The organism is Nitrincola schmidtii (assembly GCF_008973715.1).
Taxonomy (GTDB): Bacteria; Pseudomonadota; Gammaproteobacteria; order Pseudomonadales; family Balneatricaceae; genus Nitrincola; species Nitrincola schmidtii.
Window position 1 is genome coordinate 131733 of the sequence record NZ_WBOL01000007.1, and the last position, 21124, is coordinate 152856.

General features: G+C 44.8%; 16 protein-coding genes. 8 read left to right on the top strand and 8 right to left on the bottom strand.

The window, feature by feature from the left end:
* Positions 1-74: 74 nt before the first annotated feature.
* Complete coding sequence (locus F7R24_RS08105) at positions 75-1220, top strand: DUF3095 family protein (RefSeq protein ID WP_151670745.1); 1146 nt, start codon at positions 75-77, stop codon at positions 1218-1220.
* Here F7R24_RS08105 and F7R24_RS08110 read toward each other — a convergent pair.
* A complete protein-coding gene (locus tag F7R24_RS08110) occupies positions 1164-1961 on the bottom strand; it encodes a 3',5'-cyclic-nucleotide phosphodiesterase (protein ID WP_151670746.1) in 798 nt (265 codons plus the stop codon). The genes F7R24_RS08105 and F7R24_RS08110 overlap by 57 nt on opposite strands.
* A complete protein-coding gene (locus F7R24_RS08115) occupies positions 1958-3568 on the bottom strand; it encodes an HD family phosphohydrolase (RefSeq protein ID WP_151670747.1) in 1611 nt (536 codons plus the stop codon). Before F7R24_RS08115 ends, F7R24_RS08110 begins: the two co-directional genes overlap by 4 nt.
* Positions 3569-3840: 272 nt before the next feature.
* Between F7R24_RS08115 and F7R24_RS08120 the strand changes: the two genes are divergently transcribed.
* Positions 3841-6072 carry an NADP-dependent isocitrate dehydrogenase gene (locus F7R24_RS08120; protein ID WP_151670748.1) on the top strand — a complete coding sequence of 744 codons (2232 nt, stop codon included), beginning with the start codon at positions 3841-3843 and terminating at the stop codon, positions 6070-6072.
* Positions 6073-6128: 56 nt separating this feature from the next.
* On the opposite strand, the gene F7R24_RS08125 is transcribed toward F7R24_RS08120, so the two are convergent.
* Positions 6129-7445 carry a DNA recombination protein RmuC gene (locus F7R24_RS08125; protein WP_151670749.1) on the bottom strand — a complete coding sequence of 439 codons (1317 nt, stop codon included), beginning with the start codon at positions 7443-7445 and terminating at the stop codon, positions 6129-6131.
* On the bottom strand, positions 7442-10831 hold the full coding sequence (locus tag F7R24_RS08130; RefSeq protein WP_151670750.1) for a mechanosensitive ion channel domain-containing protein: 3390 nt from the start codon (positions 10829-10831) through the stop codon (positions 7442-7444). Before F7R24_RS08130 ends, F7R24_RS08125 begins: the two co-directional genes overlap by 4 nt.
* A 99-nt stretch (positions 10832-10930) precedes the next feature.
* On the opposite strand from F7R24_RS08130, the gene F7R24_RS08135 reads away from it, so the two are divergent.
* Positions 10931-11968 (top strand): NADP(H)-dependent aldo-keto reductase, encoded by a 1038-nt coding sequence (locus tag F7R24_RS08135; protein ID WP_151670751.1) that lies wholly within the window; start codon positions 10931-10933, stop codon positions 11966-11968.
* A gap of 14 nt (positions 11969-11982) precedes the next feature.
* On the opposite strand, the gene F7R24_RS08140 is transcribed toward F7R24_RS08135, so the two are convergent.
* The gene (locus F7R24_RS08140) at positions 11983-12858 is read right to left on the bottom strand and encodes a DMT family transporter (RefSeq protein WP_151670752.1); all 876 of its coding nucleotides are present in this window, start codon (positions 12856-12858) and stop codon (positions 11983-11985) included.
* Between the two features lie 100 nt (positions 12859-12958).
* On the opposite strand from F7R24_RS08140, the gene F7R24_RS08145 reads away from it, so the two are divergent.
* Positions 12959-13390, top strand: coding sequence for a DUF3617 domain-containing protein (locus tag F7R24_RS08145; protein WP_168926800.1), 432 nt, complete (start codon positions 12959-12961; stop codon positions 13388-13390).
* A 44-nt stretch (positions 13391-13434) separates the two neighbouring features.
* Here F7R24_RS08145 and F7R24_RS08150 read toward each other — a convergent pair whose 3' ends face one another.
* The 3 genes from F7R24_RS08150 to F7R24_RS08160 all read right to left on the bottom strand — a co-directional run bounded on the left by F7R24_RS08150 (position 13435) and on the right by F7R24_RS08160 (position 17059).
* Complete coding sequence (locus F7R24_RS08150) at positions 13435-14139, bottom strand: tellurite resistance TerB family protein (RefSeq protein ID WP_206057501.1); 705 nt, start codon at positions 14137-14139, stop codon at positions 13435-13437.
* A gap of 91 nt (positions 14140-14230) precedes the next feature.
* Positions 14231-15829 carry a methyl-accepting chemotaxis protein gene (locus F7R24_RS08155; RefSeq protein WP_151670754.1) on the bottom strand — a complete coding sequence of 533 codons (1599 nt, stop codon included), beginning with the start codon at positions 15827-15829 and terminating at the stop codon, positions 14231-14233.
* Between the two features lie 93 nt (positions 15830-15922).
* On the bottom strand, positions 15923-17059 hold the full coding sequence (locus tag F7R24_RS08160) for a PQQ-dependent sugar dehydrogenase (RefSeq protein ID WP_151670755.1): 1137 nt from the start codon (positions 17057-17059) through the stop codon (positions 15923-15925).
* 155 nt (positions 17060-17214) lie between these two features.
* Between F7R24_RS08160 and F7R24_RS08165 the strand changes: the two genes are divergently transcribed.
* From F7R24_RS08165 to F7R24_RS08180, 4 genes are all read left to right on the top strand, one after another.
* Positions 17215-18222 carry a DctP family TRAP transporter solute-binding subunit gene (locus tag F7R24_RS08165; RefSeq protein ID WP_151670756.1) on the top strand — a complete coding sequence of 336 codons (1008 nt, stop codon included), beginning with the start codon at positions 17215-17217 and terminating at the stop codon, positions 18220-18222.
* A 76-nt stretch (positions 18223-18298) separates the two neighbouring features.
* A complete protein-coding gene (locus F7R24_RS08170) occupies positions 18299-18784 on the top strand; it encodes a TRAP transporter small permease (RefSeq protein WP_151670757.1) in 486 nt (161 codons plus the stop codon).
* Entirely contained in the window at positions 18781-20085 is a 1305-nt protein-coding gene (locus F7R24_RS08175; protein WP_151670758.1) for a TRAP transporter large permease, read from the top strand. The genes F7R24_RS08170 and F7R24_RS08175 overlap by 4 nt, the downstream gene beginning before the upstream one ends.
* Positions 20086-20108: 23 nt before the next feature.
* On the top strand, positions 20109-21056 hold the full coding sequence (locus F7R24_RS08180) for a DMT family transporter (protein WP_151670759.1): 948 nt from the start codon (positions 20109-20111) through the stop codon (positions 21054-21056).
* The last annotated feature ends 68 nt before the right edge of the window (positions 21057-21124 follow it).

A 21124-nucleotide genomic window follows, 5' to 3' on the forward strand; every position in this document is an offset into this window, starting at 1 on the left:
CCTTTCTAGGTCTAAACTAGGAGTAACGTTACACTAACTGTTATTCGATCCATTAACCGAATTGAGCCAAACTAATGCTGGGTAGAATTTTTAACTTTGATGACCAAGCTTTTGATCTGCAACACTACCAAGCACTTCCGGATGATTGGTTTATCGCCATTGCCGATGTCGTCTCTAGCACTCAACTCGCGCAAAAAGGACGTGATAAGGATGTCAACTTTGTAGCAGCAGCGGCAGTGGCTGTATTAAAAAATCAACTAGAGTCCGAAAATCATGCGGCAGCGATTCAATTTGGGGGTGATGGCGTCATAGCAGCCATTCCACCTGAACAAGAAGCCGTGATTAGGGAACGTCTTGCAGCCTTAGCCCATTGGTCGATGGATCTTTTCCAAATTTCATTGCGCATTGGCCTAGTCCCTGTCGCTCATCTCAATGAATCACAACTACCCTGTTATGTCAGCTTACAAGTACTGGATGATAAAAATGCCTTTGGATTGTTCTTGGGTGATGGGATTCAAGCAGCAGATGATTGGGTTAAACAGCAACCGCGTTGGCAATTGCAACCTAAACAGGGTGAACTTCCAGGCCTTGAAAACTTATCCTGTCGCTGGCATCCCGTAAAAAGTTGTCGAGGACTGATTGCCTCTATTATTGTTGACCCAACGGCTTCGGGCGAATCAGGTATTCAACAGTTAGAGACAGTCATTCAACAGATCAATCAGTGTGTTTCTGCAGAGCAAGCCGCGCCAATGAATCAAACGCAAGCGCTTCAACCTCCCGCTCTACCCTCTTGGGAGTCAATTTCGAGAGAGTTGAAAATCACGTCAACTAAGTCTAAAAGTCAACGTGCACTGCTTGCCTATCTAAGCTCGTTTGTGCTTTGGCTAGCATGGCGACTGGGAGGAAAGCTTGGCAATATCAATGCAAGGCGTTATTTAACGTCTTTAACGGTCAAAACCGATTACCGTAAGCAGGCCGGCGGCCCAAGAATGGTTCTGGATCTGACACAAGAAGAGTTAGATGCCATCGTGAGTGTGTTATCAATCGCAGAACAAAATGGTCAAATTTATTATGGTATTTCGACCAGCGAAGCGTCAACGCTCACCTGCCTCGTTGAAGATTTTCAGGCAGATAATCATGTCCATTTCATCGATGGACAAGGCTTAGGTTTCTGGCGCGCATCGATCATGCTCAAGGAAAAACGTATCCCCCGAGCTTAATAAACGGATGGAAACCGGTAAGTTTAACCGCATCAACTCTCCCCAAATTTCATCTCGAAAAGAGGGCTTAAGATGAGTAATCCAAAGCTGTTTTGGAGCGGTGTCCAACGATAAAATAAATTCAGCCAAAGAAGCCGGCGTCAAATGCTGACTTTTGATTGCAATATCCGCTAGCCTGTCAGGAAAAGCACACTCCAACATTAACGCGTCGATAGCACCCAGTTGATTGTATGCTGCGGTTACTTGTTGATCGAAACGCGTATCACCGGAAAAACAAAAGACCGCTCCATCGTCTTCTTGAACGATATACCCACATGCAGGAACAACATGCTGCGCTGATATCGCAGTTAAACGAGTCATAGCAAATTGGTGCTGTTGATTAGTCACTATCGGATTAAATTTGAGAACCGCGTTGGTAGCATTGGGAAGCTGACTAAAATCAGGCCAGATACTCCAATTGAAAATATGGGTTTGCAACGCTTTAATGACCTCTGGTAAAGCGTAAACCTGCAATGGCGCTTCTAATTGCTCGAACAAATTATCCAACAGCAAGGGTAAAAAACAGATGTGATCTAGATGTGCATGCGTTAAAAACACATGCTCAATGCTTAACATCTCTTGTTGAGATAAACGTCCTAGTCCGCTGCCTGCATCAATGAGAAGATTATCATTGATGCGAATACAGGTGGTGGACTCTCCCTTACCCATACCACCACTACACCCCAATACCTCTATTTTCACCTGGCGACCTCACTTTTTAGCAAGGCATCCAGATCAACCTCATCAATCTGTTCCTTGCTTAGATGTATGGCCGCATAACGGTGGTAAACTTGTTCCTGCACAAATATTTCAAACAGATCTGGATCAAGATGCCCTTCTTTGGCCATACGCGACATGATCGTTAGTGCCTGTGATAGCTTCATAGGCTCTTTATAAGGGCGCTCTTTAGCGGTTAACGCTTCAAAAACATCAGCAATACCCATAATTCTGGCAGGTATAGACATTTCTTCTCGTTTCAAGCCTCTTGGGTAGCCTTTGCCATCCATGCGCTCATGATGGCAGCCAGCGTATTCAGGTACTCGACGAAGATGCTTTGGAAACGGTAACTGCTCCAGCATATCCAGTGTTGCGACCATATGATCATTCATAATCTGACGTTCCTCCGCATTCAGAGTACCCCTCCGAATAGACAGGTTATAACGCTCATCATCTGTGATTAACGGAACGACTTCATTTTCAATGTTCGTGTAATTCAACTCTGTTAAATAAGACAAGCGATATAAGTCATCGTCGGAAACAAATTCTGCGCCAACATTGAGTTTTCGTAAAAACTTCAACTCATCTTCTAACCTATCTCGCATCAGATCTAGATCCTTCACAGGATGACAATTTCCCGCTAGCTGTGACTTTAATGAAGCAATCTCGGCATTTCGCAACAATACCTCTATGCGCGTTGCAATAAGCTCAATTCTATCCGTGACGGTTTCAAGCTTGCGTGATTTCTCCATAATATGATGGGGCGTCACAACCTTTCCGCAATCATGTAACCATGCGGCCGTTTTTAACTCATAGAAATCAGCTTCACTCATGACAAAATCATGAACAAAGGGATGATTTGATGCAGATACCGCTTCAGCAAGAAACAGTGTCGCATCCGGTACCCGACGACAGTGATTACCGGTATGTGGAGACTTTTTATCGATCGCTGTAGCAAGCACTCGAGTAAAGCTATCAAAAAGCTGCTTCATCTCGTTGATTAAGCGCTGATTGTCTAACGCCACCGCTGCTTGAGATGCTAAGGACTCAGCAAGCTCGATATCTAACTCATTAAAGGCTTGCGGCTTTTCAGAATCGATACATTTGTTAATCAGCTGCAAAGCACCAAAAACTTCGCCTTCATGGTTGATTAAAGGCACTGTCAAAAACGATCGGGAGCGATATCCACTTTTGGCATCGAAAGATTTCGTTCCCGAAAAATCGTATTCACTAGCATTGTAAACATCGGCTATACAGATCGTTTTCTGGTCATGTATTGCACAGGTTACAACCAGCTGTTTATTAGCGTTTCCTTGTTGATCAAATAACGGTATGGGTTTGAACAAATCTGCGCTGGGTTGGTTTTTACCGCCTAGAAAAATATTCAAGCTATGGTTTTGCACCAGTGGAAAGTGAACTTCTTTTGCTGCCGGATCAATCATGTAAAGCGTTCCGGCGTCCGCTTGGGTTAGTTCACGGGCACTGGTTAAGATAATTTCAAGGAGAGTTGTTTTATCATGCTCTGCAGACAGAGCAATACCGATTTGATTTAGACGCTTTATTCGAGACGTGTGAGAGTTTAATCCATTCATGCTTGGTTGCTCACTCCTTAACCCCCTACCTATCACCATTGAACAAGACGCCTTGCTCTTCCAATTAAATTCAATTATGCCTATTTTCTGTTGTAATGTCTCAGCATCCTTATCCCATCGTCTAACAATTGAACGTATAAAAAAAGTCAGAATTTGGATACAATAATGATGTAGTTTTTTTACTAGAATAATAGAATCACCAGCGAAAAAAGCTAATCCAGCGCTTGAGATAGTGATCTGAAGCGATTCACCTATGCAATTTGGGGAATAAAATGACAGAAAAAAGTCCAAAAATTATATATACGCTCACTGACGAAGCACCTGCTCTAGCGACCTTTTCCCTCCTCCCTATCGTAAGAACTTTTACAGCTGCTGCCGAAATCAGTGTTGAAACCAGCGATATCTCTGTTGCTGCACGTGTACTTGCTGCGTTCCCTGAAAAACTAACGGAAGAACAGCGCGTAACAGATACCCTTGCTGAACTAGGTGAGTTAACTAAAGACCCATCAGCAAACATCATCAAGCTACCCAACATCAGTGCTTCCATTCCTCAGTTAAAAGCCTGTATTAAAGAACTTCAGTCACAGGGTTATGATGTTCCTGATTACCCAGATGACCCTAAAACAGAAGAAGAAAAGCAAGCTCGCGATCGTTACAGCAAGATTCTAGGAAGTGCGGTTAACCCTGTATTGCGTCAGGGTAACTCCGACCGTCGTGCTCCTCCAGCCGTAAAAGCTTTTGCACGCAAATTCCCACATTCTATGGGCAAATGGAGCAAAGCTTCTCGCTCACATGCGGATTACATGCGCGGCGGCGATTTCTATTCCAGTGAAAAATCTACCACCATGACTGATGAAACCGATGTTCGCATCGAATTTGTCGGCAAAGATGGCAAGGTTCAAGTTAAGAAAGAACTGCACCTAGAAAAAGGTGAAGTACTAGACGGCATGTTCATGAGCGCTAAAGCGCTACGTCAGTTCTTTGAAGACACGCTAAACGACTGTAAAGAATCTGGTGTCATGTGGTCTTTACACGTTAAAGCAACCATGATGAAGGTATCTCACCCTATCGTATTTGGTCATGCTGTTACCGTGTACTACAAAGATGTCTTTGAAAAGCATGCTGACCTTTTCAAAGAGTTAGGCGTGAATCCAAATAACGGTCTGAACAGTGTTTACGAAAAAATCAAAACACTGCCGCACTCCAAGCAAGAAGAGATCGAAGAAGATATCCATGCTTGCTACGCAGGCCGCCCTGAAATGGCAATGGTTGACTCGGTTAAAGGTATTACCAACCTGCACATTCCAAGTGACGTTATCGTCGATGCATCTATGCCTGCGATGATCCGTAACTCGGGTCAGATGTGGGGGCAAGACGGTAAGTCAAAAGATGCCAAAGCAGTAATGCCTGAAAGTACCTATGCGCGTATTTACCAAGAAATGATTAACTTCTGTAAAACCGAAGGTGCATTCGATCCAACCACCATGGGTACCGTGCCTAACGTTGGTTTGATGGCGATGAAGGCAGAGGAATACGGTTCACACGATAAAACCTTTGAACTTGAAGCTGACGGTATTATGCGCATTGTCAATGCCGCTGATGGCAGCGTGATCATGCAGCATGAAGTTGAGAAAGGTGATATCTGGCGTGCTTGCCAAACCAAAGATGCGGCGATTCGCGACTGGGTTAAATTGGCAGTGACTCGTTCACGTCAATCTAACACACCTGCTATCTTCTGGTTGGATCAAGAGCGTGCGCACGACCAACAACTGCGCAAGAAAGTTGAGCTTTACCTGAAAGATCACGATACCGAAGGTTTGGATATCCGTGTTAACTCTTACATTCCTGCGATTCGTCGTACGATGGAGCGTTTGATCCGTGGTAAAGACACCATCTCTGTTACCGGTAACGTACTACGTGATTACCTGACTGACCTCTTCCCCATCATGGAGTTGGGCACTTCTGCTAAGATGCTGTCTATCGTTCCTATGCTGGCAGGTGGCGGTATGTACGAGACAGGTGCCGGCGGTTCAGCTCCTAAGCATGTTCAACAAGTACTGCAAGAAAACCACTTACGTTGGGATTCTTTAGGTGAGTTCTTAGCGATTGCTGTCTCTTTAGATGAGCTTGGCTTAAAAGAGAACCTGCCAAAAGCACGTGTTCTTGGACAAGCGTTAGACCGCGCGACTGAAACCTTGTTGGAAAACAACAAGTCTCCTTCACGCCGCACGGGTGAACTGGATAACCGTGGAAGTCACTTCTTCTTAGCGATGTACTGGGCTCAAGAACTGGCGGCTCAAGATGAAGATGCCGATCTGAAAGCTCGCTTCGCGCCGTTGGCTAAAGCACTCACTGAAAACCAAGACAAGATCTTGGCAGAGTTGAGTGAAGTTCAAGGTCAACCTGCTGATATAGGTGGTTACTACCACCCAGATCATGCGAAGACTGATGCGGTTATGCGTCCAAGTAAAACATTGAATGAGATCATGGCGAACTTTCGTTAAGATCTGATCGATATCGAACAGCAGTAGGGGCTCTATTCAGAGCCCCTTTTTTTACCTCAATCCATCTTAGATTTTTCGACTAAGTCCGCATCTATCTCTTGCTGAACAGACACCCCTAACTCTTTAAAATCTGACGCCTGCTTAATCAAATTCCCTTTCCCGGAATACAACTGTGAAAAAGCACGGTCATAGGTTTCACGGGTTTTATCAATTTGCTGGCCTATCAGCTGCATCGTATCCACAAACCCTTTCAGCTTGGCATAAAAGCGCTCAGCGCGCTTGGCGAGTTCTGCGGAGTGACGGCTTTGATCTTCAAAACGCCACAGTTGACGAACAATATTTAAACTGGTGAGTAAGGTTGATGGTGTCGCCACTAACACGTTGTTTTCAATGGCTCGTTGATACAGGGATTCATCAAACCTTAGCGCTTCAATATACGCAGATTCAATGGGGATAAACATCACCACGATATCAGGTGAGTTAAGATTAGGTAGTTCAAAATAACGCTTATCCGATAACTCTTTAATGCGATCTGATACCGCTTGCGTATGCTCACGAATCGCCACCAATCGTTGGTTATCATCGTCAGCATTGATATATCGAGTGTAGGCAGTAAGCGATGTTTTTGCATCTATGACCAAATGACGCTGCTCTGGTAGATAGACAATCACATCCGGGCGACGACGGCCTTGTTCAGTGGTAAAGCTGACCTCACGTTGATAATCCTTACCTACTCGTAAACCAGCGCTATCCAATACATTTTCAAGAATCAGCTCACCCCAGTTGCCCTGAACTTTCTTCTGTCCTTGCAGCGCTTGGGTGAGCTTATCCGCCTGTTCTGTAATATCTCGATTGAGTTTTTGTAAATTGAGTAATTCGGTTTTTAGCTCACTGCGTTGCTTAAGATCTTCGGTATGAATTAACTCAACCTTTTCGCGAAAACCCTTAACATCTTGATGCAGAGGATTGAGAAGTTGTTGTAAGTTTTGCTGACTTAAACTGCGAAAGGTTTCCCCTTTTCGCTCTAACACTTCGTTGGCTAAGTGCTCGAACTCTTGTTTAAGTAGATCTCGATTAGCCTGAATTAGTGCCAACTGCTCGGCATGAAAACGTTTACGCTCATCCATCGATGTGCTTAAACGAGCGTTTTGATCGCGCAAACGTATCACTTCTAATTTAAGTGAATCGAGCTCGATATCAGCTCTGTCTAACTGTTCTTGCAGATATTGCCGTTGATGGGTTTCATTTATCGCCAGCAATTCAAATTCACGGCGTTGCTTTATGGAAAACATCCATAAAGTGAAAAAAACCAGAGCAAGCAAACATAATACACCTGCCCCCACTAGCGCTAACGGAAAATCCATTTCGCTCATCGAATAGCCTCATGTATTTGCAGCTGTCTTCCCTCTGGTAGATCACGAATATGAAGGTCCATCTGTGGGAAAGCAATTTCTATCTTCGCTTGTCTAAAGGCTTTTAAGATTCTTACGTGCAAGTCGCTGATGGTGATGTTTCGATCCATCATTTGACACACATAGACTCGTAATTCAAAGCTTAGTGAACTATCTGCAAAATTTAAGAAGTAAACGGTAGGTGCTGGGTCTTTCAGCGTTAAAGGATGATCATTTGCGATTTCTAATAATAGTTGCATGACCTGTTCAGGATCAGCATCGTAGCTCACCCCCACTGGGATAACGCAACGAGTTGTACTGTCTGAAAGCGTCCAGTTGATCAGTCGTTCGGTAATAAAGTTTTTATTGGGCACCACTATCTCACGGTTATCCCAATCAATGATGGTGGTTGCTCGGGTGCGAATTCTCGCTACCGTACCGCTAAACTCCCCGATAGTAATGGTATCGCCAACACGCACTGGACGTTCAAACAACATGATCAAGCCAGAGACAAAGTTGGCAACCACTTCCTGCAAACCAAAACCCAGACCCAGTGTTAATGCGGCAACCATCCATTGCAACTCACTCCATCGCAAGCCCAATAAGGAGAAGATGGTAATGACTGCAACCACTGAAATCGCGTAACGCACCAGGGTTGTGACTGTGTAGCTATGGACGGGATCGAGCAGCTGACTCCGTGACAGCAGTATCTCAATTAAACCTGGTAAGTTTTTGTTAGCGATGATGAAAATGACCGTTAGCAGAAGTGATAACAACAAGTCTTGCAGGCTGACTCGCGATAAAATTTCAGTTTCGCCCACGGCAATGGTTCTTGACCATAAAGTTACATTATCTAACCAATTCAGCGCAGGAAGTACGTCTGCCCAAACAATAAACAATGCCACGACAACGGCACTAAATACGGATGTTTTTAATAAGGTTTGGGTTTGCTGACCCACATCTTCAATACTTAAATGCGGATCTGGTATATCGGTTGCGCCTTCAACCTCACTGTTCGACTCAAGGGCTGCACGCGCTCTCTGTTCTTTCATGCGACGAATTCTTAAGCGTGTTTCACTCAATACCAACGCTCGAACAGAAATAGAATAAACCAGTAGCACCAAACTAAACACAACAAGCGTATCTACAAACCTTGGCAGTAGTTCACTGACGGTTAATAAATACCCGCTCAAGGTCAAAATAAGTGTCAGAAAAAATATAATCATAAAAGAAAAGCGGATGATTTTACGCTTAGTTCCTTGGAAGAATGCGCTTTTATCTTCCTCAGCAGGCGCAAGAATTTTCCATGTAATCAGCATGTTCAACAGAATAATAGTACAAAGCCCTATACGGCCAAAGACATCGTATATAAGATCATCTGGATGCCCGTAGGTCAGTGCCACAAAAATGATTAATGATAACTGTGAAGGTAAAAACCAGATTAAATTAAGACGAATTCGCCTTAATAATAGTGGGTTCCATTCAAAATGAGCACGACCCACGCCGTTCTCTTTGGTAAAAATTAAAAATAGATGCCCAGCTAGCCACCAGCTAGCGGTTGCAAACATCACACTGGATAAGATCTCAACCCCGGGGTTAATGTCACCCTTCAAGAAAACATAAGAAAAGCCATATAAAAACACAGGTATGGGAAGCACGGCTAACAGACTCCATCCCATCGCTTTAAAGGTTAAACCGATATTGTCCGTATACTTATGTGTTGTCTGCTTCGCTATCTCTTGAAGCTGTGTGTCTGTTTTGCGTCCAAAGACATACAAACCAGCGACTAAGAGAATGACCATCAGGCTGATAAGAGGAGATTCTCGCAGTGAAGAGACGATTCCTTTTACCACGCCCTGCCACACCGATACCTCAAGCAACACTGGAACCGCATCAGGAACGCGATTAAACCAAGCCGCACTGATAGGACTATGACTTGGCCACCAAAGCAGTGTTTCTTTTAAGATTAAATCCAATCGAGTGGATAATTCAGACACTTCGCGCAAGCGATATTCGTTCAGCCTCAACTCTTCAGTAAGCTGCTGTTCCGCTTGAATTTGTAAATCTAAAAGACCCGTGCCTATCCTCATTAACTCTTGAAGATCACCGACTAAGGCACTGACCTCTGGTAGTTGGCGAACTCTGCGCAAGTCGTCGCGCAGGCCGACACTTCTGAGACGCGACTGTACTAAGTCTCTTTCAAGTGCCTGAAGAGTGGCACGAGGATTACCATAAATATCTAAACGCTTCTGTTCATCTAAAAACTGAGTACCTACCGCTTGTGTTAAACCACCAATTTCCAAACGTTCTTCAACTGCACGCAAAGAATGACGCAGCTCTCCAATCCAGTTTTCATAATCTGTTCGTTGACCTTGTAAGTTACGAATTCGATCGTACTGATCCGCAACACTGTTGATACGTTGACGTATTTCAGCGATTTCATTTGAAAATTGCTGAACAATTTCAGGATCTCTCTCAATCAGTCTCGATAAAGAGGCGCTTAACTCTCTTAGCTCTTGGGTTGAGCGTAAATTTAACTCGTTTTCTAACCACTGTAAGGTAGAAGCAATTAAGCTGAGCTCAAGTTCTGCTCCTTTGACTTCTATTCTTAACACTTGAATTCTAGGTTGTAACAATGCTTGATCTAAACGTGCTGCTAATAATCGTGCCTCCTGGCGGCGTTGTGTCGACACCATGAGTGCATCCAGAGCTTTCATCAATCTGATATTCTCTGGGTCATAAGAAGTTTCGACTGATTCCTGATTCAGCTCATTCATCAAACGATTTAGCAGCTCAGTTTGCGTTCGCTCTTGTTCTTCTAAGCGCTGGAGGCTGGATTGCTTTTGATCCAGTTCTAACATTATTTGCTGCTGTCTGGTGCGCAGATCGCCAATGGAGGCTTCTATTTGCGATAGAGAGGCATCATCTTCAATAAACTGAGATCGAAACATAACTAAATCATTTAAACGAGAACGCCAAAGCGGAATGTTCTCAGAAAAACTTTGTAGTTCACTCTGTCGTAACAGAGCGCCAGACAATCGCTCATTGGCCAAGCGTTCATTTTCAAGAACCTGATCCCAATGCATTGCAGCAGCATCTACTAAATCATCAGAAACGACTTTTTCTTCTTCGGCAACCTCTTTTAAGGATCCTTCATGCCATGCATTAATTGCCGACACATCGATTTCATTCAGTTTTGATCTAACTTCGCTTGCGATAGACTCTAGTTCACCCAAAAAAACAGATACGTGTTCCCGTGATTGCACATCGACATTAGCAGAGGCAAAGTTCGGCAAGATTAGCATCAACGCAATACAGATAGCGAAGAGAGAGACTCTTACTGAAGAGGAGCGTTGGTTTGCTTGCATAGTCTACCGCCTGTTACTAAAGTTATGGCCTAAGTATATCACTGACAGTGATTGTCGATAGAGAGACAGGTTCCTGTTCAAACATTTAAAGAAGGTATTATGAAATATAGGCCGCTTGGAAACACTGATCTATCCTTATCTGAACTCACTCTCGGCACCATGACCTGGGGTGAACAAAACACCGAAGCAGAAGCTCATCAGCAAATAGACATGGCACTGGCTGCGGGTATCAATTGTTTGGATGTTGCAGAAATGTATCCTGTGCCGCCTAAAGCCGAAACGCAAGGATTAACTGAAGCTTATTTAGGCACTTGGCTGCAAAAAAATGGACAACGTGATCGTTTAGTCGTTGCCACAAAAGTGACTGGACCCGGAGAGACCTTTCATTATTTGCGAGGCGGAACGCGACTTACTCGACAGCAGATTCTCGACGCAGCGGAAGCCAGTCTCAAGCGCCTGCAAACTGACTATATTGACCTTTATCAAATTCACTGGCCAGAGCGTCAAACTAACTTTTTTGGGCGTTTAGGCTATCAACATGTGACTGATGAGCTGGGTATTCCTATTGAAGAAACACTCCGCGCCTGTGAAGAACTGGTCAGCAGTGGCAAGGTTCGTCATATAGGAATCTCGAACGAAACACCCTGGGGTATGCATGAGTACTTACGATTAAGTGAGCAGCACAACCTACCCAGAATTGTGTCGGTTCAAAACCCTTACAACTTGCTTAATCGCATTTATGAGGTAGGACTTGCTGAAATGTCGATTCGTGAAAAAATCGGTTTATTGGCTTACTCACCCTTGGCCTTTGGTGTCTTAAGTGGCAAGTACTTACAGGGACAGCGGCCTGCAAAAGCACGATTAACCTTATACGAACGCTTTCAACGCTATACCTCACCGATGGCGGAACAGGTAACGGCGGCCTATGTAGATCTGGCAAACGCCCATGGGTTAAACCCTAGCCAAATGGCGCTGGCCTTTGTTACACAGCAGCCATTCGTGACCAGTAATATTATCGGTGCGACCACGCTGGAACAGCTTGACGTCAATATCGGTTCAAGTGACTTAGTCCTTTCAGATGAGGTATTAGATGCAATTGAGCAAATCCATCTTCTGCAACCTAACCCCTGCCCTTAAGACGATTTAGATCCTTAAGCCACAATCACACAAATCGCACCGACGACAATTAACAACAGCCCGATTAAGTCTCGACGAGTTAACGACTCTTGAAACCATCGGGCTGATATCATCAAGGTAAAGAGAATTTCGATCTGACCCAGTGTCTTAACCATCGCAACAGTTTCTAAACTCATGGCGGTAAACCAGCCGAGTGACCCAAAAAAGCTACACACGCTTATCGCAAGCGTTAGCTTAGGTCTAAGCCAAAGTGCTTTTAAGGTTAGTGGATCTTTAATAGTAATCCACACCAACAAGATCAAGGTTTGTAAACTGATCACACACAGCAACACCCAGGCGGCACTATGAAGAAATGGCAAGCCCAATAATAAACTGGCTTCACGCACCCAAAGAGTTGTCAATGCAAAGCATAAACCACTGGCTAAGCCCGTAAACAACGTGGGTAAGGAAATCTCTTTAAAACTCGCTGGATTAGCCATTAACCAAATGGCTACCGAGCCGATCAGCACACCTAACCATGCCAGCGGCGTTAAGAAAGCGCTAAAAAACAATGCTCCTAAAATTGCGGCAATCACGGCTTCACTTTTCGCCAAACCAACACCCATGGCATAGTTACGCAACCGAAACAGCATTACCATTAATACAGTTGCAGCGATCTGCACCAACGACGCCAGCACAATAAATAGCCAATACTTTCCTGTAAATTCAGGCGCTTCAGCTTCGCCAAAATGGTACAACAAGATCAGATAGATCACCGCTAAAGGACTGGCATAAATAAAACGTGCCAGGGTTACCCCTGCACTACTGACATCCCGACTAAGATGTTTCTGAAATGCGTTGCGCCAGGACTGCATAAATGCAGCAAAAATAGTAAAAGGAATCCACAGCATGGAAGTAACAGATCCAATAAAGTTGCAAAAAACGATCAATCAGGCAAGATGCTCGGGATCGAGACAATTAGCCGCATATCGCGACTCAAGGAGAACCACGATGCGATTCTACGCTTTATTAACCGCCATGCTAACCAGTGCCGTCATATTTTCATCAATGGCACAGGCCGAAACGCCTAATATTAATCCTGGCTTTTGGCAGCACAACACCTCATTGAGCTTGCAAGGTCCATTCAATATGCCACCTCAAGTGACCACAGACCAAGAGTGTATCAGCCAAGCTGATATTGATCAGGGTGTTGAGGTTCTCGACCTGCCACAAGGATGTTCTTTAACCAATTATGATATTCGTAGAGACGGTGCGGATTACAGTATGCAATGCGACATTCAAGGGATGAAAGCTGACTTCAAAGGTAGGCTGAATTTTTACGGTGATAACATGAATGGCACTATGTCGAGTGATGTCGAAACACCCTTAGGTGTTATGACCATGCAGATGCAGACTGAAGCGCGTCGTATCAGAGATTGCTAAGTTATTTGGGCTCACAGATCTGAATTATCGTGAGCCCAACGTATTTACTGCCCCGTGATTTGATGTTCCAAATGCGCCACTAGGTCTTTAGGTAAATTCAGTTTATGTGCCAGCGCTTCCAAGTAAACACGCTCAGCAGGATGATCACCATCGACCGCTAAACGGGAAACTAAATACACTTCAGACGCTTGTTCGATTCCCGCAACCTTAGAAACCAACTGATCCAAACTCGGAGGATTTCTAAGGGTATCAAATACAAAAGCTTTACTTTCTGCATCAAACGATAGCTTTTCAACCTGATCGAAAATCAACTTTTGTTCATTAGCATCAATATGACCATCTGAGTTGGCGGCCGCAATCATGGCTGAAACCAGCGTTAAACCAAAATCTTGTCCCTGCTGTTGATCGGTGGGTAACAGAAATGCAGGATCTATCTTATTCATATCCTCTGGACTTGCCATAGGCGCTGTTGCTGCAGATTTTCCTTGTTGCCAATTTTGGTATGCTTTAAAAGCCAGAGCACCCGCCGCGGCAGCACCACCGTAACCGGCAACACCTCCTGCCATTTTGCGTACTTTTTTACTACCTAAAAGCAAGCCAACCAAACCGCCCGCCACAGCACCACCGGTAAAATTACCACCGGGTATATTCATCTGACTGCCAATCTCCTTGGCTTTTTGGCTCAATTGACCTGCATTTCCCGCTGAACTACCCAAAAACTGTTCTAAAAGCTTGCCTGCGTTGATCACACCAGTATCTCCTTTTTCAAATATTTATCAGTAAGATCAGCTATTGAAGATTAAGTTCAGCATACTGAATTCAGTCACATTGAGATGACCACTAGACCCGAAACTTACTAATCTGCTGCTGCAACGCTTCGGCATTGTGTTTCAGTTGCTGACTGACATGATGAGTGGTTTGCAGTGCATGCCGTGTTTCTTCAGTCATATCGGCAATCATTTGCATATTTTGGTTAATCTCTTCAGAAGTCAACGATTGCTCCTCTGATGCGCTGGCGATTTGGGTGCTCATGTCGAAAATTTGATTAATCGCCTCCAGTAACGCATCGATTTCAACCACGGTTTCATTAGCATGCTTGATAAGCTGCTCCATCTCTTGACGACTTTCTCCCATCGCAAGGTTGGCTTTTTCTGAATGATGGACCAATTGATTAACCACTGATGAAATTTCTTCCGAACTGTCCGCAGATCGTGATGCGAGTGAACGCACCTCATCAGCAACCACTGCAAAACCACGCCCCTGATCACCCGCTCTTGCTGCCTCGATAGAGGCATTAAGCGCCAGCAAGTTGGTTTGTTCAGCAATACCTTTAATTTCGTTGATAATTCGGTTGATACCTTCACAACGGACATTCAAATCACTGACAACATTAGAGGCGGTAGACATATGTTGCCCAAGATTATTTAAGGTGACTACCGTATTTGCCATACGTTGCTGACTACGCGTTGCATTATCACGGCCCAACTCTGCTGCTGCATGAGTTTGAGAAACACGTTGCGCCACTTCATGCGAACTTGCGCTCATCTCGGTGACTGCAGCTGCCACAGTATCAGTTTTTTGGCTTTGTTGATCAATGCGTTGAGTTGAAGCATTGGTATGTTCAAACACTTCTCGCGTAATTTCAGTTACATGTGAGGCATTTTCAGTAACCGATTTGACCAAATCCTTTAAGCTTCCTTGCATGCGTGCTAGTGACGCCAATAGACTAGAAGATTCAACCCCTTGTAGTTGGATATGCTTAGTGAGGTCGCCATTTGAAATTTGATTAGCCAAATCAACAGCAAGTTTTAACTCTCCACCTAACGCATGGGTTAACTGTCGATAAAATTTCCACGCTACAAATACCAGTAAAGACATGGCAACAAGTATCATCAGAGCTGATCCCGTTATAGCCGAATCTCTGACCTTTGCTGCTTCTTGAAATGCCGTCTGTGCCAACTGTGCTTGCGCATCTAAAGCCTGTAGCCAAGGTTGTCTAAATGCTTGCCATGCGGCTGCTTCAGTTTCTCTTGTAATGCGCATTGCTCCGGCTGCATCACCGGCATTAGCTCTTTCAAACATTCGATCAGCTTCAACCATCCAGGTGTTTAGATCCACCAAGATACGATCCACATCTGAGGACACTTTGCCTTGAAGCTTGGGTAATACATCAATAATTTCTTGCTTAGCACGGTTGTAACTGATATTCGGCTGCTCTGCTGAAGGATTTGCTACTTTCGCTAGAATGGCCAAGCGTAAGCCTAAACCCTCTTGAAATAGTTTAACCATGTAGCGTTCAGAGGCGATGTCTGTTTCGATATGCTCTACTAAAACCCCTGAACTTTTATTCATCAGAACAAAGGTAATCCCTGAAGTTGCAATCATCAAAATAGCAACAGACACAATCTTAATCGTAAGAGATCGCTTAACATTTAGCATTAGATAGATCCTTAGTCACACAGCGGAGGATGTATCTAAATACTATGACACTTTTTTAAAAAAAGCCTATGACATAGGTCTACTAAATTGAAATTAATCTGCTCTTTTTAGACGAATGACTTGCCCTTGTGCATGATCGGTTAATAACCAAAGTTCGCCCTCAGGAGATTGACGTATATCTCGAATACGCTGACCAAAGCCTTGCAAAAAACGTTCTTGTTCTTCTAACTGATAACCGTCTTCTGATTCCACAACAGACACTCGCGAAATCAGTCTATCTCGCAACGCGCCATTAAGAATTTGACCTTGCCAGTTAGGAAATTCGTCTCCTGTGTAAAACACCATACCACTGGGTGCGATAGATGGTGTCCAATGCAGTAATGGAGACTCCATTCCTTCCAACTCAGCATGAGGGGTAATACGCGTGCCACTGTAATTGATACCATGGGTGACTTCTGGCCAACCGTAATTTAGGCCCGCTTGTATTAAATTAATCTCATCGCCTCCCCGTGGACCATGCTCACTTGACCAAACCTGCCCAGTCACAGGGTGAAGTGTCAAACCTTGAGGATTTCGATTCCCCACGGTGTATATTTCATCCTGAATTTCATCATTTCCAATAAAAGGATTATCAACGGGTATCCTTCCGTCGTCATGTAAGCGAATGATACTACCAGCATGATCTGACCCTTGTTGCGCGCGTTCCATTTCGCCACGATCACCCACAGCAATGTATAAGTATCCTTGTGTATCAAATACCATACGACCTCCAAAATGCCGGCCACCAGAAGATCGCGGTAATGCTTCAAATAGAATCTCTTGATCTACCAGTTCATGTCCTACTAGACGTGCTCGCATGACACGGGTGGTGAGGCCTTGCGAGGTTTGATCTGAGTAAGCAAGATAAACCCAAGCGTTGCTATCAAAATCGGGGTGCAATACAACATCCAACAATCCGCCCTGACCGACTGCGGCCACTTGCGGCACTCCTGCAATAGCTTCTGGATGAAGACTGCCCTGCTGAATCAGCCTAAGACGACCATCACGCTCGGTAACCAGTTGGTCACCGTTAGGCAAAAAAGCAATAGACCATGGATGACTCAAACCCGATGCAACCACTTCAATATTGACGTTGTAATGCTGCGTGCTCAATTGCTGATTAGCCCAAGCAGGCTGAATAGAAAGAAGTAGACCCGCCATTAGCAGCGTCACTGGCATTTTGTTATGCATAAGAACCTCTTTGGTCTCTATAACTGATTTAACACATAGTTTCGCTTTCAATAATCAAACTCGTCTTCTAATATTAGCTGTCAGATCAGCAAAGCGTTAATCCGTGGTATAAAACACTTACTTTTGATATACCTACGACAAACTAAGGAAAACAGATGAAATTAAAACAACAATTAACAGCCTTGGCAGCAGCTGCCTGCCTTTCAATGAGTGCCTCCTCATTTGCTCAAGAAACACGTGAATTTTCAGTCTCCACGGTCTTAGGTGACGCCTTCCCTTGGGGACAAGCAGCGACCAAATGGGCAGAGCTGGTTGAAGAACGCTCTGAGGGGCGAATGAAATTAACCATCTATCCCAACGCACAACTGGTTTCAGGTGATCAAACGCGCGAATTTTCAGCCATGCGTAGCGGTATTATTGATATGGCGGTTGCCTCGACGATTAACTGGTCCCCACAAGTACCTGAACTGAACCTCTTCTCTTTACCTTTTTTAATGCCAGATGAAGCCGCTATTGATGCGATTACTCAGGGTGAAGCTGGTGAAGAGATCTTTGCCGCCATTGAGCGCCGTGGCGTTATTCCACTAGCCTGGGGTGAAAACGGTTTCCGCGAACTTTCTAACTCTCGCGGTGCGATTGCCGAACCCGCTGATATGCGTGGTCTAAAAGTACGTGTAGTCGGTTCTCCCCTTTTCTTGGATACCTTCAACACGCTAGGTGCTAATCCAACACAGATGAGCTGGGCTGATGCACAACCTGCATTAACCACGGGCGCCGTTGATGGTCAGGAAAACCCATTGTCGGTCTTTGATGTTGCTCGTATTGATCAAGTCGGTCAGCAGTATTTAACACTATGGCGCTATATGGCTGATCCTTTAGTGTTTGGTGTTAATCAGCGTGTTTGGAATTCTTTATCTGCTGAAGATCAAACCCTCCTTCGCGAAACCGCAATTGAAGCGGGTGCGTGGGAGATTGCCAAGTCTCGCGCAGAGTTAGCGGATACGTTAGAGCGTATCAAAGAGCGTGGCGTTCAAGTGAACTCACTAACACCTGAGCAGCATCAAGCTTTTGTTGAGGCGACTCAATCCGTTTATGAAAAATGGGTGCCGAGAATTGGTGCTGAATTGGTTGAGAAGGCTCAAACCGCCATTGATGCACGTTAATCTATAAAACACACGTCTATCCAGATGGCAGTGCTGGATAGGCGTGTTTCAATTTTTCTGTCAGACATTTCATGTTATGCCTAATCCAAAATCCCGTCCTGAAGCTTGGCTAGCGGCTTTAGCTTTATCCGCTATTTGTTTGATTAGCTTAGGTAATGTTGTCGTTAGATACACAACGAACGCTTCCTTTGCCTTTACGGAGGAATTTTCCGTATTTTTGCTGGTCGTGCTGACCTTTGCAGGCGCTGCCGTAGCAGCACGTCGTCATGATCATACTCGCATCATCATGCTGGAAGAAAAACTGCCACACGCTCTAAAGCGCCCCTTGTACTTAATACAATGGCTGTTAAGCATGCTATTGCTCGGCTTAATCGTTTGGTACGGTGGATTACTAACTTATGAAGAGTATCAGTGGGAATCTCTCTCTCCGGGCCTTGGTTATCCCACTTGGATGTACATTATTTGGTTACCCATTTTATGTGTAGCTATGATGTTTCGTTTGACACAAAGCTTAATAGAGCGCTGGAAACTAAGCAAAGCACTTGAACGAGGTGATGCATGAGTCCCGATTTATGGATGCTGCTCGTATTTGGGCTTACGATGTTATTGGGTGTACCGGTTGCTTTTGCACTAGGGCTCGGTGGTGCTGCTGGCATACTCGCTGGATTATCACCGGATATGCTGGCAACACTGGGAACGAACACTTATAACAGTATTGCCAAATACCCTCTCATTGCGATTCCTCTATTTATCTTAACAGGCCTTATTTTTGAACGTGCAGGCGTTGCCGCAAGCCTTGTTCGATTTGCGCAATCACTCATTGGACCTCGCCATGGTGGGTTGGCGCTGGTTGCCGTACTGGTCTGTTTAATCATGGGTGGCATGAGTGGATCAGGGCCTGCGGATGCAGCCGCCGTTGCCATGGTTATGCTGCCGAGCATGACGAAAGCGGGATACCCAAAGCCCTTCTCTGCTTCTTTAATCGCAGCCTCTGCATCAACAGCTATCTTAATTCCCCCTTCGATTGCGCTGATTCTGTACTCAGTGGTTATGCCTGGAGTTGATTTGCGTGCTTTGTTCGCTGCAGGTTTATTCCCGGGTATCCTGGCAGGTCTATCGTTATTGGTGCCGGCATGGTGGCTTTCACGCAAGTATGGCTGGGAAGGACCAAACAGCGGTGAGCGCCCGCCGATTAAAGAAAGCTTCATCAAAGCACTGCCTGCTTTGTTTGCGCCCGTATTGATTTTAGGTGGGTTACGTTCTGGACTCTTCACACCCACTGAAGCGGCAGTCGTGGCGGTAACCTATGGCCTGATCATCGGTATTTTTATCTATAAACAATTAAACTTAAATGGATTGTTAGATTTATTTATCGAAGCAGGCAAAATATCGGGGATCGTCATGATCATCATTTCTTTAGCCGGCATTTTTGCTTGGGCTGGGACGACACTGGGTACGTTTAGCTCATTAGCGAATGTCATGCTTTCTATATCCGATAACTCGTGGACCTTGCTGCTGTTAATCATGCTGTTGGTGTTACTGGCTGGAATGCTGTTAGACGCCGTATCTATTTACCTGATTATCACCCCTATTCTGATTCCGTTAGTTAATCATTTTGGTTGGAATCCGGTTTGGTTCGGTATTCTTCTAGCCATGAACATAGCCATAGGTCAATTTACCCCTCCGGTTGCCGTCAACCTGATGGTCACCACTAAAGTTGCCAATATCAGGTTAGAGCAAACCTTCCTCTGGTCACTGTTGTTTATGGTGACGATGTTTTCCTCTTTACTACTGGTGATGTTAGTTCCCGGTATAGCCCTTTGGCTTCCTGATAAACTGGGCTTTGTTGTAGGCCCTTGGTAATTATTTACATTGGAATTTAATTAATGCAACAACCGAGTAGTTCAGAAATAGCTCAAGAAGCTACCGTTCAGGTCAATCCCAATGTTGAATTAAAGCTGGGCATTTTTTTGGTGGCAGCGGCAGCATTGGCATGGAGTTTTGGAGGTGCGCTTGGCAGAGTCGTTACCATTGAAGATAGCTGGACGGTGATCTTCTGGCGCTCTATTTGGGCCAGCATTTTTCTGTTTTGTTTTATGTTGTACCGCAACAAGCTCAAAGGAACCTATATGATGTTCCGCTACATGGGGCTGCCTGGACTTGCCGTAGCCCTCTGTTTCGCAACGGCTTCAACTTCTTTTATTGTCGCGTTGAAGTACACGACGGTGGCTAACATTTTATTAATTCAAGCCGGTGTTCCATTAATCGCAGCGTTAATGGCATGGATCGTTTTTAGGGAAAAAGTGAGTTTACCCACCTGGATTGCCATCGCCGTCGTGATCTTGGGTGTCGGAGTGATGGTTTCAGAATCCTTTACCGGTCAGGTTTCACCCATTGGTGACTCTCTGGCCCTGCTGATAGCCTTTTGCTTTGCAACAGCAACGGTCATCACTCGTCGCTATGCTCATGTCAGAATGGCTCCAGCAGTCTGTACTGGCACCTTAATTGCTGCCGTTGTTTCAGCAACGATGGCTTCTTCCCTAGCAACCAGTGCTTTCGATAGTGGCATTTTGTTTGTTTTCGGGGCAATGAATCTTGGTTTGGGTTTAGCTTTATTTGTCACAGGAGCCAGATTGGTACCATCACCCATTGCAGCGCTTATTGGTACTGCCGAACCGATGCTTGGTCCCCTTTGGGTATGGCTTTTTCTAAATGAAATACCCTCCTCGTTAACATTAGTGGGTGGTGGCATCATTTTAGCCGCGCTACTAGCTCATCTGGGCTGGCAAATGATGCACCATCGCCGAGTCATGGTAGGGCCCACACCTAATTAACCTATTAAAAGAGTAAACTTTTCGTGTTAAAGTAATCTATAATTTCTTACAAGCTGTTTAAAACCTTA